The organism is Bradyrhizobium sp. CCGUVB23, from assembly GCF_024199885.1.
Taxonomy (GTDB): Bacteria; Pseudomonadota; Alphaproteobacteria; order Rhizobiales; family Xanthobacteraceae; genus Bradyrhizobium.
Map to the genome: position 1 here is coordinate 1,928,367 of NZ_JANADQ010000001.1, position 16,713 is coordinate 1,945,079.

Consider the following 16,713-nt stretch of genomic DNA (forward strand, 5'->3'; position numbering starts at 1 on the left):
ACGTGAGAAGCAGCAGCGATTTCCAATCAGTCGTTCAGCAGACGCTACGACTGCGGCTTCACGATTGGTTGGAGGGGCCTCTCCTCAGGTGGTCCGCTCAGAAAGAAACGTCATCACCATAGGTAACCACCGGCCTAAGGCTGCCGGCGATGCCGGTTGCAACAACCAGGATGAATGCCATTGCGATCATACCGATATCAAAGGATCCCGTCGCATCCCTAAGAACGCCAACCATGTACGGGCCGACGAAGGCGCCAAAGGCACCAATGGAATTGATGAATGCGATGCCTCCAGCAGCAGCAGCGCCGGTAAGGAAACTCTGCGGCATCGTGTAGAGGATCGTCCGCGCGGAGATCGTGCCGATCAGAGCAAGCGTCATGCATGTGAGGGCCGACACGAGCGAGGTGAGCATCACCGAAACGACAAGTCCGGTCGCGCCAAGCATCAATGCGGCGATCAGGTTGTAGATCCTGTACCCCTTACGATCGACAAGGCGCGCCCAGAACAACATGCCTATCGTGACAAAGAGATAGGGCACGGCCGAGAGCCAACCGACCTGCGTGTTGTTCAAGTTGTGGCTCTTTAGCATCAGGGGGAGCCAGACGCCGATCCCATAAGAACCGATCGTGAATGCGAAAGTGATGCCCGTCAACATGAGCACGCGGACGTCCTTCATCGCGGCCCAGAGATCCTTCTTGACCTTCTTGTCCTTCTCCGTTGCGAGCTCGTTCAGCAACGCATCACGCTCGGTGGGCGTCAGCCACGAGGCCCTGTCCGGCGTGTCGGCAAGCAGGACGAGGCATAGAACCCCGAGCAGGCAGGCCGGAAGGCCTTCGATCAAAAACATCCACTGCCAGCCGGCCAGTCTCCACACTCCGTCCATTTCTAATAGCAAAGCCGAGACTGGATTGCCGATCAACGCTGACAGCGGTGTTGCAGCCATGAACCAGGCAAGAACGCCCGTTCGGGTTCGCGCCGGAAACCAAATTGAGATGTACCAAATGACGCCGGGGAAGAAGCCTGCTTCAAACACGCCCAGAAGGAAGCGGATCACGTAGAAACTGTATGGTCCAACGGCGAATGCCGTCGCCGCGGCTGCAAGGCCCCAGGTCATCATAATGCGGGCGAGCCAGCGGCGCGCGCCGAAACGATACATCATCATGTTGCTGGGGACTTCCAGCACGCAGTAACCAAAGAAGAGGATCCCCGCCCCCCAGCCGAATTGTGAGGCGCTCAAGCCGATGGCTTCGTTCATCTGCAGCGCAGCGATGCCGACGCTGGTCCGGTCAAGGTTGTTGAAGAGATAGGCAAGACCCAAAAGTGGCACCAACCGCCGCGTGTTTTTGGCAACAGCGCTCGCGACCAGGTTAGAGCTCGCCTCATGGTTGCTATGACATTGGGCAGCAACGGATACTACCACTCGTTCTGCTCCTACAAATGACGCCGACGTCACGCCTTTTTCGAGGACCGAAGCTGCGCGGCGATACCAGGCTGAAACTCGAGGGTCTTTGCCACAGGTTGCCGATCGCTCATTTTCAAAGATCAACAACACTTTGCACGATTGACGCTCATGCTCAGGACCTGTCGAGAGCCGGTCATCGGATCAACGAGTCATCTTCCGATTGGGAACTGTCGATACCGGACTATTTGCGTGGCGCAAGCCCGAGCATCGTGCGCGCTTCCACTGCGGTGGCGGGCTCGTACCCGAGTTCTCGGATAATTCTTACCGTTCTTTCGACGAGCCGCACGTTAGTGGCAAGTATACCCGGCTCGAGGTACAGATTGTCTTCGAGTCCGACGCGAACGTGGCCGCCGGCGAGCACCGCATGAGTTGTTGCCGGCAACTGAGCTCGACCGACGCCGCTAACGCAAAACATCGCTCCTTTTGGAAGATTCCCGATGAGCATGTCGAGAATCTGCGGAGTGTACGGCAATCCCCCTTGGATTCCGCGATCAGCGCCAAGAACGAAATTGATCCAATAGGGCGGCTTGTCGAACCCTTTATTGATAAGGCGTATCGGATCTTGGAGAAGATGAGAAAGTGAGAAACATTCCCATTCAGGCTTGATGCCCGTCTTTTGGAATCGTTTTGCCATGATGTTGCAGCGGGTGGGCGAGGTGTTAACGACAATCTCACGGCCACCAAAGCTGGCCAGAACGGTATGAGCGCCAAATGTCGCCATGTCAGCGCCGGCTTCGAAGCCTTTTAGACGCTGTTCGAATATAACCTCATCGAGCCCGGCCCCGATGGATCGCACCATATCTCCATCGATGCCCCCGCCCGTGCTGTTATTGATGATGATGCCGCACTTTGTCAGGATCCGGGAGTTGATGTCCTGGTAGATCTCCGAACTACAGGTCGCGCCATCGTCCTGCCTGCGCGCATGCAATGCCACAATAGATGCGCCCGCATCGTAGCACCTATACACATCCTCGGCGATCTCGCTAGGCTGGGTCGGAAGGTGCGGGTTTTGAGATTTTTTCACCACGCCTCCCGTTGGCGCAATCGTGACAATAACCTTGCGCTCAAAGTTCATACTTCGTCTCCTGACATCGACTGCTGAAGTCACTTATGGGCGGATCTGACCACTTCGCTCAAGAACGCTTTGACGCTAGACGTCCAGGCAAGTGACCTCTGCGGCAAGTCGAAGCCTCCAACACCCGGCGTTCATTCCGGTCGTTTGAGCCGTTCGGGCTCGTTGTTCCGGACGAGAACGGTGCCGTCGGCACCTTATGCGAGTGAGGTCGCGAACTTTGCGGGTCGAGAGCGGCGCTTCGGACGCGAGGCCCAACCGCTTGAGCGTCGGACGCCGCGAACTGCCTCAGCGTGCCTTCTGCCTTCAGTGCTATGGCGTTTGCGACGATCTGTGCTCTTGTGGCAAACAGCGCCGTCCAGCTCGTGCCAACAGGTCGGTGCCGACGACGGCGCGTTGTCGAAACCGGCTTGTTTCCGGTCATTTCAATTCCTCGATGGTTATATTTCGGCATACCCGATGCCGGTGAAATTTCCCTGAGACCAAAGGAGATTGCGTTTGTTCTTTCCATCGAGATCGGCGGAATAGATCGAACCGGCGAGGTCTGTGATGAACATCTGGTTGCCGGCAACGTCGAGCGCGATGCCGATACCCTCCATCAGGTGCGTGATCAGGATCTCAGGCTCCGTCCTTATGTCGACACGCGCGCGATTGACTGTGTTGCCACGCGGAGGATCACCGCGGTCGGTCCAATAGAGCACGCGGTTCGCCAGATCGAATTCAAGGTGAATCGGTTCCGGCAAGCCATTGAACAGCACCTCGATGTCGGAGCGGTTTGCCGGGTGTTCACCCCTGGGGATGTCAATGTCGGCGCGGAAGATTCGGCCCCGGCCGGCATTGTCAGGACCTTTTTGCGACCAGTAGATTTTGCGGCGCTCGGTGTCGATCGTGACGCCGATGCACCACCTGGTCGGGTCGCGCCGGTCCATGTCACCGCGGCCTGCCTCGATCAGCGTCTCTATCTCAGAGCCGTCGAGATTGCACCGCATAACCTGCATCCCTTCGCGGTCACACCAGTAGAGCTTGCCGCCTCTCTGATCGATCTGGATCTGCTTCGGTGTGAACGTGACGCCGGGCGGAACGATGACTTTGCGAGCGCTTCCATCAATATTTACGCGCTCGATCGAACCATCGTTGACGGCGACACCGGACCCCATGTTGGTCCAATAGATGTGACTATTGCCGACATCGATGGCGATTCCGTCAGGAAGCTGACAATCGGCGACAACAACCTTTCTACCGGAACCATCCGGATTCATCGCTTGAATACGGTTGGTGCTCACTTCGAGAAAGAATAGTCGTCGACGGACTGAGAAGTCCCGGTCGGGCGAGAGTTCCGTGTCGGTCGCATTAGCGTCGGTCATGCCATTCTCCCTCCCATGTGCTTGAGGCGAGATAGCGTCCGAAGCCGCATAGCGATGTGAATCCAGCCGTCACTGATGAGTGAGGTCACGCTTTCGATTTACCAGTCGTTTGACACACTGAAAGCATCTCGCATCGGAATGCTCTACGGCGGATAATTCCGACGGTGAAGCTTCACGGTGGCGGTAGGACGTGGAGCAAGAGCTGGGCCAATTGCCAGACCATTAGATCGTCGAAGGACATAGCTGGGATCTATCGCCGGTAATCGCGCAGGCGTGCCTGCGGTCAGGAGGAGATGTCGTCGCCTGCTTCAAATCCTGCGAACACGAAATTGGCGCGAAAAGCTCTTTGGGGGCAGTACGCATCGGATGCATTGGTTCAACTCCTGCAGTGCGATAAGCGGCGCGGAAGGCTCAGAGCATGAGATTCAGGAGTAACCTTGTTACGGGTTGGGATCGCCCCTATCCGATCAGGTGTCGATACTGCATAGAAATCGCATTCAGTCTCCGGTCGAGGTAACGTCGACGACTATCCGCCCCAGGCATGCGTGCCTTGTGCCTTTTCATAAGACTTCGGAAACGAAATGGGCGGCCGATCTATCATGTTCACGACACGTCGTTTGCTTTTGCTAGTTTCCCTCGGAGACCATCGCCGTCCCGATGATGCCTTCCAACGCCAATTGCGCGATCTCCGTCTCGGAAAGCCCGAGAAGTTCCGATAGGATCTCGCTGTTGTGCTCTCCGAGCGTTGGTGCCGCTGTGCGGATCGCAAAGGGCAATGAGCCGTCGCGGATCGGTATTGAGGGCTGTGGGTGCATGCCAATGAAGGCACGTTCGATATCCTGTAGAAATGCGCGCGACCTGAGATGTGGGTCCTTGAGCAGGTCAGTTGGCTGTCGGGCCACGCCGGCCGCAATTCGTTCCGCCTGCAACTCTGACATGGCCTGATCCGCATCGCGGGTAATCGTCCAGGCTTCGATGGCGCTCTCTATTTCGTCTTCAATGCCGCGGCGAGCTTCCGCAGATCTCAGCGAGGCGTCTATCGCCCAGTCTGACCGTCCAATGAGGATGGCGAGCCTTTGCCACATGTTCTCGTCGCTTGCGGCTATCATGACCCAGCTGTCCTCACCCACGCAGCGGAAGCAGCCATGCGGCACGAACTGGGGATGTCGAGTACCGTACCTTGGCGGAGGCATACCGCCGATCGAGTGAACAGTGATCCACGGCGCCACAAACGGCATCATGCATTCGATCTGGGCAAGGTCGATGAACTGTCCCAGCCCGGTTTTGCGGGCGTGAAACAGCGCGACCAGAACCGCAGCACAACCGTTCAACCCGCCAACGGCATCCCCAAAGGCGACGTGGCTCATCACGGGTGGCCCAGCCGCGTTTCCGACTACGTTCGGCAACCCAGAACCCTGCTCCAGGGTGGAGCCGTAGGCACGGCAATCGCGATAGAGGCTTTTCGCGCCAAACGCTGACATGGACAACACGACAAGTCGAGGATTGAGCTTTTGGAGCACATCGTGGCCGAGCCCGAGTTTCGGCAGCACATCAACAGAATAATTGTCTACGACAACATCGGCCCCCACCAAAAGACGCTTGGCAAGAGCAAGGCCTTGGGGCTGCGTGAGGTCAAGCGTGATACCGCGTTTGTTGCGGTTCATGATGCAGAAGGCTTGCGCCCTTTCGTACATCTGAGCGTCAACGTAAGCGGGCCGCCGGTCAACACCGCGCCACCAATCCGGGTACTGGGTGGACTCGATCTTGATGACGTCCGCACCAAGATCAGCCAGGGTGCGCGTGCACAACGGGCCTGCCCAGCCCATCGTGAAGTCAATGACGCGAATTCCACGCAAGGGCTGCCGGCCGGCACCCATGCTCCTAAGCGTCCGCGACGCAGCCAAGGATTGCCGCTCTCGGCTGCCCGCGAAACTTTGCTGCTCGCCGGGCGCCGGAACCTTGCCTCCTCGGCGCGGCGGCGTCAATGTCAGCCGCTGCATCGACCCAGCGGTCCTGCCCTCTTCTTGGCCAAGGACGACAGGCACGATTGCGCAGCGCGCCCTTTTCTCGGTATCGAGGAGCAGATCGGACGTGTCGGGCACCGGCACGATCGGGATCCTACGCTTCAGTCCCTCCGCAAACCACTCCTGTGCTGTCCGCGCCTTGAGCCTTGGCACGAACTGTCGTTCGATCCTCTCGATGTGCTTCAGACGCTCTTCGCCAAGGACCAGCGCCGGATTATCGCGCAAACCGGACAGGCCGAGCATGTCGCAGAATGCGCGCCACTGCGCCGGCGTGAATGTCGTCACGCCGAGCCAGCCTTTCTGGGTTTCGTAAATGCCGCCCGGGAAAACCGGCCAGAAGCGGTTAATACCAATCCGATGCACGACCTCGCCGCGCGCAAACGCCTCGAACATGAGATATTCGCTGATAGCCAGACTCGATTCGAAGATACTGACCGACCACGACGGCCCTGCTTCGCCCTCAATTTGCGCAACCGCCGAAGAAGCTGCGGCGATAAACCCCCACAGGCCACCGAGGATACCAGTCTGGAAATCGGGCGCGTGCAATGGTGGCCCCTCCACCGGTCCAACCAGCTTGATGAGGCCGGCGAGCGCGCGGATCGTCGTATCGGTTGCAGCAAATCCTGCATAAGGACCCTCGCGGCCGAACCAGCTCGCTTGGAGGTAGATCAATCTGGATCGTCGTTTGCGGATCGCAGCGACGTCAATGGACGGGCAATCCGCCGGATCAATGTCCCTGCCATCAATTAGAATGTCGCAATTCTCGATCATTGCAGTCAGCCGCGCGATCGCATTCGGGGCAGCGGGATCGATGATCGTGCTTGACTTATTAAAGTTCAGGAACGCGAACCAAGCGCTTTGGCCCATTGGAGTGAGCGGCGCGAAATAGCGAAGTGGATCGCCCGCCGGCGGCTCGATCTTCTGAACATCCGCGCCGAAGTCGGCGAACAATCGCGCGCAATAGCTAGTTGCCGCCGCGCTGCCAATCTCGACGACCCGCAGATTTGATAATACTCCCGTCACGGCTCCATTTTCCCAATCGAAACAAGCCATCAAGGGGAACTCTTGAATCTCGCGACTGCTCGCGACGGATTCGGCTTAAGTATGGAGCTAATGCATGGCAAAGCCCTGATACCCGCTTGCGGCGACTTCGCCGCATTTTCGTCGATAGCTGCCAACGCCGCCCGTGTAGGAGAGGACCCGGCGCGGTTTCCCTTCGACATTCGATCCCAAGTACCAGGAATTGGTCTTGGCGATTAACATCTCGTTGGCAGTCTCATCATGATGCGCCACCCATTGATCTTCCACCTCTTTGGTCGGCTCGATCACGTTCAAGTTCTTGCCACCGAGGTAGCTGATGCATCCGGTTATCCACTCGACCTGCTGCTGCAGGCAGGTGGTCATGTTGCAAAGCGCAGCCGATGGAGCAAGCGGCACCGCGGTCGTGAAGAGATTGGGATAGCCGTGCACCTGCAAGCCCATAGTGGTCCGGATGTCTCTGCCCCACTCCTCCTTCAATGATCGTCCATCGCGACCGCGGATGTCGATGCGGGTCAAAGCGCCCGTTCCTGCGTCGAATCCGGTCGCCAGGATGATGACGTCGAGCGGGTGAATCGTGCCGTCGGCCGTCTGGATGCCTTCGGCCGCGATGCGCTCGATTGCGTTGGTCTTGACGCTAACAATTTCCACATTGGGTCGATGGAATGCCTCGAGGAAACCCTGCTCCAAAGGTACCAGATGGGTACCGAATCCGTATTCGGCTGGGATCAGCAGGTCGCACAGCTTGGGATCCCTTAGCCGCTCGCGCATTTTTGCGCGCACGAATTCGGAGATCTCCCCGTTCACTGCTTCATCGAAGAAAAGCTCAATGAAGGACGAGATCCACAACTTCACAGAACCGTCGTTCCAGCAGTCTTTGATCACCTTGCGGCGCTGTTGCGGGGACAGATCGGCCCAGGCGTGCTCAACATCGTATTCGAAGCCCGTGAACGTATGCGGCAGCCGCTCGGCAAGCGCTTTGAACTTCGACTTGTAGGCTTCGACGTCTGCGGCGGCGTATTTGGGATTGTTCATAGGGATGATGTATTGCGGCGTGCGGACGAACACCTTGAGATGGCCAACTTCTTGCGCAATCGTCTGGATCACTTGGATGCCCGTCGCTCCGATACCGACCACGCCCACACGCTTGCCAGCAAGATCGACCTGTCGCGGCCATCGCGCCGTATGAAACACCTGGCCTTTGAACGTCTCCTGCCCTGGGAAGGACACATGGGGCGCCGAGAGCATGCCGCAACAGGTGACGAGAAACTGGGTGTCTATCACATCACCCTTGTCGGTCGCGACCACCCATCGTTCGGCCGCCTCATTGAAATGAGCGCTCTGGACGGTCGTGCCGAACTGAATGTCTTTGCGCAGATCAAGTTCGTCCGCTACGTAATTCAGCCAGCGCTCGATTTCCGGCTGGCTCGGAAACTTTTCGCTCCAGCTCCATCCTTTGTAGAGACTTTCGGAGAAAAGGTACTGATAGACGTGGCCTTCGGAATCGACGCGCGCACCGGGATATCGGTTCCAATACCACGTGCCGCCGACACCCGAGGCCGCATCGATCGCCCTGACGTGCAGCCCGAGCTCTCGGAGGCGGTAGAGTTGATAAAGCCCGGCGACGCCGGCGCCGATGACCACGGCGTCGAATTTCCCTGTCGCATGCACGCCATTTCCACCATTGGCCCCGATCGTGGTCCGGTTCATTTCTCCTCCTGCGCGCTTTTGAGATCTAGCGAGGAGAACAGCAAGTATCGTACCAGTACCCATAGGTCGCGATAGTCAACCGTAAAGACAACGACTAGACGTCCGCGATCGATTGCGGTGCCTCACGCGCTTTGAAGCAGTTGCGACACACGTCCGAGGTGCGACAGCGCCACCAATGCGAGTCGCAGCATTTTCGATGAGTCGAGAAGACCGCGCTCTAAAGCCGGATGCATTTCGCTACAACGCGACAGCGATCCGGCCGCGACCGGAATGCGAGCGATAAGCGCACACAAGCGGTTGCGCGCCAACCAAATTCGGTGCTGGCAACCTCTTGCACTGCCTCGAACGAGCGTCGCGACCGCATAATCGCTAAGCATATCCAAAAGTGCTCCTCAGATATGGATTGCCGAGCCATACGATTGTTGGTTCGCATGAGCAGCTTGTGATTTTCGGAGCTTGGCCGCCACTCCTACAACATCGTGCGGGATGCAAGAGTTTGCGAAAGGTCAACTACCAATACTAGCAATTGATTGAAATGACGCACGTGTGTCACTGATTGCTGGCCGAATGTCGGGCTAGAGCTTGCCGAGATCAGCAATAACTCATCCACAGATACAAATCTTTCTAAGGACTTGCGGCAAATGCAATCGTCTGCACTGACGTCACGCGCCCATATCTCTGAAGCCGCCTCTGTCTACCCTCCCGATATCTCACAAATTATCAAGTGGCGCGACAGCTCGTATGCCGCGGATCTCTATATCGCCGCGGTCTCATGGCTTGATCTCTTTACTTACCTGGATGGTCACCCGGCCACCGAGGCGGAACTGCGACTCCATTTCTCTCTTCGGGAGCGGCCAACGCGGACCATGGTTCGACTCCTCGAATCATGGGGCCTCATCTCCAACCAATCCGGCCGGCTGCACGCAACGGCCAGCGCCGTTCAGTATCTGAGTGGCAATTCCGCGGACAACATCACCTCGTATATTGCAACGATGAAGTATAAGCCTTCTGTTCGGGAACTTTATGAGATCCTGCGACAAGACGGCTCGGACACCTGGCACATTGAGCGCGGCGTAACCAAGACCTGGGACGCATTGATGCAGACGGATGAGTTTGCCGATCTGAACACACGAGGCATGGAGGAACGCGGACGGATCTTTGCTCCGCACCTCGCGAAGCTGCTTGACTGCACGAACGATACTTCTTTGCTCGATGTAGGTGGTGGATCAGGCGTCTATTCTGCGCATTTGTTGATGCGCTATTCTTCACTCTCGGCAACGATCTTTGAGCGTCCACCCGTTGATCAACTTGCAAGGAGCTGTCTCACTGACCGCAATTTGTACCCGGGTCGTGCCCATGTCATAGCTGGCGACATGTTCGTCGACCCCCTGCCCCGGGACGCCAGCCTGCACCTCTATTCGCACGTCCTTCACAATTGGGGACCTGACAAGGTCCAACTGCTCCTGAGCAAGTCTTTCGACAGCATTACTTGCGGCGGTCGCATAGCAATTTACAGCTGCCACCCTGACGACCGCGGAGGCCACCCGTCTCCGGCTGCCGAAGCAGAATATTCCGTGCTGCTTACGACGGGGTACGAGGGCTGCTGTTACTCCTTCGAGGACATGCGGGTCATGCTCGAGAGCACCGGCTTCCAGGAGATCGACTACCACAAATCCATCTGCAATCGCAGCCTCATCGTTGCGAAAAAGATCGCCTGACGCTTATGACTCTACCGCTTTGGGGAGCGACTTACTCCGCCGCTCCTCTTATGAATCGCGTGAGCACGACATGTCTATTCCAACCCGCGTTCTGTTGTCGAAGATCCGCGCGGCTGGGTACAGCATTTTTTCTGGGGTACCGTGTTCCATCTTTGGCGATCTATTTGAGCAAGTGGCTGACTCTCCTGGATTCCTGGCCGTGCCTGCGGCCAATGAAGGCAGCGCAATTGCGCTAGCTGCTGGCGCGGTTCTCTCAGGACAGCGAGGCGTCGTTGCGCTTCAAAACTCTGGGCTCGGCAATATCATCAACCCGCTTACATCTCTGTTGATGGTCAACAAAATTCCGCTCTTGCTCCTCTTGTCCGTTCGCGGCCACCCCGACGAATCTGTCGACGAGCCACAACACGCGATCATGGGTGCCAAGACAAAAACTCTCTTGAACGAGCTCTCCATTGAATGGTGTGACTTCGATGGGACCGAGTCCGGCTTGGATCACGCGCTCGCGCGCGGCAACGATGAATTTCATCGCTCTGCCCCGTTTGCATTGCTCTTCCGGCAAGGCCAGCTATCCGACTGCAGCGCGGCTGAACCACGAGCTGATGCAATCCATTACGGGCTCAGTGTCGGGCAAGCCATAGAGTTGATTTGCCAGCAGCTCCAAAACGACACTCTCATTGTCTCTACAACCGGGTTCATCTCGCGTGAGCTGTTCCGTGTCCAAGATCGTCCTCTGAATTTCTACATGCAGGGCTCCCTTGGGCATTGTAGCGCGGTGGCAGCAGGGCTCGCGCTGGCCTCGCCTGCCCGACCCGTCCTGGCATTGGATGGAGACGGCGGCGTGCTCATGCACATGGGGATTCTATCGACTATTGGCTATGCCAGCCCCCAGAATCTCATGCATGTGGTGCTGGACAACGAAGGGTATGTTTCGACAGGCGGTCAGCTCTTGTCGTTGACTGTCGAAAACCGCGCAAGAATGACGACGAGGTCGACGGCGGTAGAGCGAAGGCGTCCGCACGCGCGCTCACCAATCGCGCCGAAGCGGGCGGACGCCTTTGCGGCGACGACCAGCGTCTGAGTTGAGGAATAAAAGACGCGGGGCACGTCTCCGGGCGCCCTGAGGCTCCTTTCGACGTACCCCGCTTTGCGCCTGCCTTATGGTAGATCTGCGGGTAATCAGCGCCGCAGAAACAAAGCCGGCGTAACACCGATCTCAACTGGCAAGTGGGGCTCGATGTCACGCCCCACGGACGGTGCGCGGCCTGCACTATCGCACTGTCAGCGCATTCCGTCGACCTTTTCCACCAACCTCCGGCGGCGCTCCGAAAGGACCGCCGCGGATGCTCACGGGCCGCTTCTTTCTGTGCGGCCGCTGCCGTTCGCAGGTAACGATCTGCCGCAACTGCGACCGGGGACAACGCTATTGCGGCCATGACTGCGCCCGTGCTGCCCGCCGCGAGAGCCTGCGCGAGGCGGGACGGCGTTATCAGCGCAGCCGCCGCGGACGCCTGGCGCATGCGACCCGCGCCCGACGATACCGGGCGCGGCACAATAACGTGACGCATCACTCTCCACCCGCATGGCCTGTCGGTTCACTACTGCGCCGGCCTGCGGACGATGTCGTTGTTGCACCTACTGACGTCGGCGAGCGAGCGACGACATCGATCATGCCCATGCCGAGCTGTCGGTTCTGCGGCTGTCGGTTGTCGCTGTTCCTTCGTACCGGCTTCGTGCGTCGCCGGGGGCCTCGTCATGCTCACCCCTATGGAGGCCGAGACCCGACCGATGACCGTTACCCCTGAATTGGAAGCGCAGATCCTGCGTCTGTATCACGTCGAGAAATGGCGCTGCGGCACCATTGCGAAGCAGTTGCACGTTCATCACACGACCGTGCATCGCGTCCTGACCCAGGCCGGACTGCCCAGGAATAGGCCGATATTGCGCCCCACGAAGATCGAGCCCTATCTGCCGATCGTCCTGAAGACGCTGGAGCAGTTCCCCGCACTCACGGCCAGCCGCCTGTATGCGATGATGCGTGAGCGCGGCTACCGCGGGTCGCCCAGCTACTTCCGGCACCTGATCGCTCTGCACCGTCCACGCAAGCCAGCCGAGGCGTTCCTGCGGCTGCGCACGTTGCCGTCTGAACAAGGGCAGGTGGATTGGGGGCACTTCGGTCACATCGAGATCGGTCGCGCCCGCCGTCCGCTGATGGCGTTCGTCATGGTGCTGTCGTACTCGCGCGACATCTACCTGCGCTTCTTCCTCGATGCGCGCATGGAAAACTTCCTGCGCGGCCACATCGGCGCGTTCAACACATGGTGTGGGCTGCCCCGGGTCCTGCTCTACGACAATCTTAAGAGCGCGGTGCTCGAGCGCCAGGGCGATGCGATCCGATTCCATCCCACGCTGCTTGCCTTCGCCGGCCATTATCGGTTCGAGCCGCGTCCTGTCGCGGTTGCCCGGGGCAACGAAAAAGGCCGTGTCGAGCGCGCTATACGGCATATCCGGGAGGCATTCTTCATCGCCCGCAAGTTCACCGATCTCGACGAGCTGAATGCCCAGGCCGAACAATGGTGCCGATCCGAAGCGGCGGACCGACCATGTCCGGAGGATCGCGAGATGACAGTACGCCAGGCGTTCGCAAAGGAGCAACCACTGCTTCTGCCGCTGCCCGCCAACCCGTATCCCGTTGAGGAGCAGGTCGCCGTGAAGGTCGGCAAAACGCCCTATGTGCGGTTCGACCTGAACGACTACACGGTTCCCCATACCCATGTTCGGCGCATGCTGAGCGTGCGGGCCGATCTCAGCCAGGTCCGGATCTTCGACGGCGCGCAAATGATCGCCAGTCACCGTCGCAGCTATGATCGTGGCCAAGAGATCGAAGACCGACGACACCTGAAGGATCTCGCCGAGATCAAGCGTGAGGCGCGCCAGCATCGCGGCCTCAACAGCCTCACCCGAACCGTGCCGGTCTGTCAGACCCTGATGATCAGGGCCGCCGAACGTGGCGCCAACATCGGTGCGCTCACGACCGCGCTGCTGCGGCTGCTCGATCGCTACGGCGCAACGGAATTGCAGGCCGCCGTCGAGGACGCTTTGCGTGCGGGCTCCGTCCATGCGGCGACGGTCCGCGCCGCACTCGAACGTCGGCGCCTTGAGCGTGGTGAACCGCCGCCCGTCGAAACCAGCCTGCCCGAACATGTGCGGCGCAAGGATACAACGGTCCGGCCGCACCGCCTCGACAGCTACGACCAACTGACCCCTTCTGGAGATAACGACGATGAGCACTGATGATGCCCTGCTGAACCGCGCCAAGGCGCTGCGCCTCAACGGCCTGGTCGAACACTGGGACGAAATCGCCGGCGCCCCATGGCTGGCCCCCATGCTGCAATGGGAGGAGGAGGAACGTGCCCGGCGCTCGCTGCAGCGACGCCTGCGCGACGCCAGGATCGGTCACTTCAAACCGATGGCCGATTACGACTGGCTCTGGCCCAGGCGCCTCGACCGCGCCGCAGTGGAGCAATTGATGTCGCTGTCCTTCATGAACGACGCAACCAACATCGTCTTCGTCGGACCAAACGGCGTCGGCAAATCGACCCTCGCGCAGAATATCGCCTACCAGGCGCTCATCGCCGGTCACTCGGTCTTGTTCCGATCGGCCAGCGAAATGCTCGGCGAGCTTGCCGCCCTCGACAGCGATACCGCTTTGCGCCGAAGGCTCCATCACTACGCCGCCGCCGACGTTCTGGCGATCGACGAGGTGGGATATCTATCCTACTCGAACCGTCACGCAGACCTGCTGTTCGAACTCGTCAGCCGGCGCTATCAGGCCCGCTCCACAATCGTGACCACCAACAAGCCCTTCGCCGCATGGACGGAGGTCTTCCCAAATGCCGCATGCGTCGTCAGCCTCGTCGACCGCCTCGTGCACCGATCCGAGGTGATCTCCATCGACGGCGAATCCTACCGCCTCAAGGAAGCTCTGGAACGCGCCGAGGCCCAGAGCACACAGCATCGAAGCCGGCCCGCCAGTACCAACGAGAAGGAGCACGTTGCATGACCAGAAACCACCATCAACCATCCGGCCTCAACTTCGGGATCAGCTTCCTCATCAATCCCGAATGGACCCCGGAGCAGGCGCTCGCTGTCCACGAGCTCCTCAAGGATCTATCCGACAGCATCTGGTCGCACTACTGCCTCAAGATCCAGGAACTCATCCAGGAGCAACAAGCGCCGGCCGATCACCGCGACGACGAAGAGCAACCACACTCCTTCTGAAACACACACCACTGCGACACTCGGCGGCGGCCTTTGCGGGCCGCCTTTTTAGTTCCCTCACCATCCTACCGCCCATTCTTGTCGTCATTTTTGTGCGGATTTAGAAAGTCACCAACAGCTCTCGACGTCACGAACGACGTCTCTCGAAGTCGTCGCGTCCGCCTGCGGGTATCAAACGGCTACCCGCTGTGAGCGAGCCGAGCATATCGCGACTATCATGCGGCAATGCTCTCAGCGTAGGGGGCCTCACTTCGTGGTCTGCAAAGTCAACCGCCTCCATCCCTCTCAGCTTCCCCGCGTCACGAGTCGATATTCTCCCCTGCAGAACAAAACTATCTTTCAGCGCTGTGTCAGCATTCGCCGTAACGAGCCCGCGACCGCCGGCATAAAGGGACTGGCGTCACAGTTCTATGGTCGGACGTATGCCTGATTTTCATCGCTCTGTTTGGAGGGGGAACCGGGTCGTTATGGGCTAACAAGCTACTTCGAAGCAACGCGAGACCTGTCTCGGATTTTAAATAGGCGCAAACAATCGAGTTATGGCATGCACGATAACGATCAAGACTATCATCCAATGCTCATCGCGGGCGCGCCTGCCCACTCGGACGCGACCATCGAAGTCCGCAATCCATTCACAGGAATGCTTCTTGGCAGCGTCCCGCAGGCCAGACCGGAGCATGCACGCCAAGCATTTGAGATAGCTGCGCGGACTCATCCTCGGCTCACGCGCCGCGAACGAACGGATATCCTCCTGGGGACGGCAAGCGCTGTTAGGAGAGATCAAGACCGGTTTGCTCGGCTTATCACGGCAGAAACCGGCCTCTGCCTAAAGGACTCTTTGCATGAAACCGGGCGTGCTTGCGATGTCTGGTCATTTGCTGCCCACACCTTGATCCAGAGCGAGGGCGAGATTTATCCATCTGACATTGGCGTAACCCCCCATGATCGGCGCATTTTTTCCATGCGCACACCGCTCGCCGGTGCGATCTCCGCTATCACGCCTTTTAACCATCCTCTCAATCTCGTCAGCCATAAACTCGCTCCCGCCATTGCGACGAACAACCGCGTGGTCCTGAAGCCGTCTGAGCGGGCGCCGTTGACTGCTCTGGCGCTTGGCAGGATTCTGTACGAGCAAGGCCTTCCGGAGGGTATGCTTTCGATCGTGACAGGGGCCCCCCACGGCTTGGCAGATGCGATGTTCACCGATCCCGATGCGGAGCTGGTGACATTTACCGGCTCCGTTCGCGTTGGGCATCACATTGCGGAACGGGCCGGTTACCGGAAGCTCATCTTGGAGCTCGGTGGAAACGATCCGATCATTGTGCTTGAAGATGCCGATGTTGATCGGGCGGCGCATCTGGCTGTTCAAGGAGCGATCAAGAATTCGGGGCAGCGATGTACAGCTGTCAAGCGGGCGCTCGTGGTTGACTCGATCGCCGACGAATTTGCCGAGCGGGCGCTCCATCACATGCGGAAGCTCTCGACCGGCGATCCGAGCGATCCATCGGTTGACCTCGGCACCGTCATCAATCAAGAGGCGGCCGAACTGATTGCTCGGCGCGTTACCGATGCCGTCGATGCTGGTGCTACTCTATTGCTCGGCAACGTACCTGACGGCGCATCTTATCCGCCCACCCTGTTGGACCATGTCTCACCAAGGTCCGAACTGGTTATTGAAGAAACATTCGGACCTGTGCTGCCGATCATCCGTTGTCCGAACGATGTTGATCAGATCATATCGATCGCCAACGCGACCAAGTTCGGACTTTCTGCCGGAGTCTGCTCCAACCGGCTCGATCATGTGACGAAGCTCATCGACGGTCTCGCCGTTGGCTGCGTCAACGTATGGGAAGTTCCCGGATATCGCACCGAATTGACCCCGTTCGGGGGGATCAAGCAGTCCGGACTCGGGCACAAGGAGGGTGTGCTGGAAGCAATGCGTAGCTTCACGCAGTTGAAGACCTACTCGCTTCCATGGCCAGTCTAGGCCAACTGCTTTTTGGCTGGCGCCGAAGGCGGAGGAATCGTCCTATTGCATCGCAATCAA

The 16,713-nt window shown here is 58.8% G+C and carries 11 protein-coding genes; 6 read left to right on the forward strand and 5 right to left on the reverse strand.

Features of this window, described 5'->3' with window-relative positions; translation table 11 throughout:
* Positions 1–97: 97 nt before the first annotated feature.
* From NLN62_RS08970 to NLN62_RS08990, 5 genes are all read right to left on the reverse strand, one after another.
* On the reverse strand, positions 98–1,420 hold the full coding sequence (locus tag NLN62_RS08970; RefSeq protein ID WP_254108449.1) for an MFS transporter: 1,323 nt from the start codon (positions 1,418–1,420) through the stop codon (positions 98–100).
* A 223-nt stretch (positions 1,421–1,643) separates the two neighbouring features.
* Positions 1,644–2,537, reverse strand: a complete 894-nt coding sequence (locus NLN62_RS08975; protein ID WP_254108450.1) for a 3-keto-5-aminohexanoate cleavage protein — start codon at positions 2,535–2,537, stop codon at positions 1,644–1,646.
* A gap of 437 nt (positions 2,538–2,974) precedes the next feature.
* Positions 2,975–3,898 carry a DUF5050 domain-containing protein gene (locus NLN62_RS08980; protein WP_254108451.1) on the reverse strand — a complete coding sequence of 308 codons (924 nt, stop codon included), beginning with the start codon at positions 3,896–3,898 and terminating at the stop codon, positions 2,975–2,977.
* Between the two features lie 626 nt (positions 3,899–4,524).
* Entirely contained in the window at positions 4,525–6,975 is a 2,451-nt protein-coding gene (locus tag NLN62_RS08985) for a CoA transferase (protein WP_254108452.1), read from the reverse strand.
* Between the two features lie 57 nt (positions 6,976–7,032).
* Positions 7,033–8,670, reverse strand: a complete 1,638-nt coding sequence (locus tag NLN62_RS08990) for an NAD(P)/FAD-dependent oxidoreductase (RefSeq protein ID WP_254113396.1) — start codon at positions 8,668–8,670, stop codon at positions 7,033–7,035.
* A gap of 641 nt (positions 8,671–9,311) precedes the next feature.
* Here NLN62_RS08990 and NLN62_RS08995 point away from each other — a divergent pair.
* The 6 genes from NLN62_RS08995 (at position 9,312) to phnY (ending at position 16,653) form a co-directional block, all read left to right on the forward strand.
* A complete protein-coding gene (locus tag NLN62_RS08995) occupies positions 9,312–10,388 on the forward strand; it encodes a methyltransferase (protein ID WP_254108453.1) in 1,077 nt (358 codons plus the stop codon).
* Between the two features lie 70 nt (positions 10,389–10,458).
* A complete protein-coding gene (locus NLN62_RS09000) occupies positions 10,459–11,466 on the forward strand; it encodes a thiamine pyrophosphate-dependent enzyme (protein ID WP_254108454.1) in 1,008 nt (335 codons plus the stop codon).
* A gap of 674 nt (positions 11,467–12,140) precedes the next feature.
* Entirely contained in the window at positions 12,141–13,679 is a 1,539-nt protein-coding gene (gene istA / locus NLN62_RS09005) for an IS21 family transposase (protein WP_254108352.1), read from the forward strand.
* Positions 13,669–14,448 (forward strand): IS21-like element helper ATPase IstB, encoded by a 780-nt coding sequence (gene istB / locus NLN62_RS09010; protein WP_254108353.1) that lies wholly within the window; start codon positions 13,669–13,671, stop codon positions 14,446–14,448. The genes istA and istB overlap by 11 nt, the downstream gene beginning before the upstream one ends.
* Positions 14,445–14,666 (forward strand): hypothetical protein, encoded by a 222-nt coding sequence (locus NLN62_RS09015; RefSeq protein WP_254108354.1) that lies wholly within the window; start codon positions 14,445–14,447, stop codon positions 14,664–14,666. Before istB ends, NLN62_RS09015 begins: the two co-directional genes overlap by 4 nt.
* Before the next feature lie 544 nt (positions 14,667–15,210).
* Complete coding sequence (phnY, locus tag NLN62_RS09020) at positions 15,211–16,653, forward strand: phosphonoacetaldehyde dehydrogenase (RefSeq protein WP_027525714.1); 1,443 nt, start codon at positions 15,211–15,213, stop codon at positions 16,651–16,653.
* The last annotated feature ends 60 nt before the right edge of the window (positions 16,654–16,713 follow it).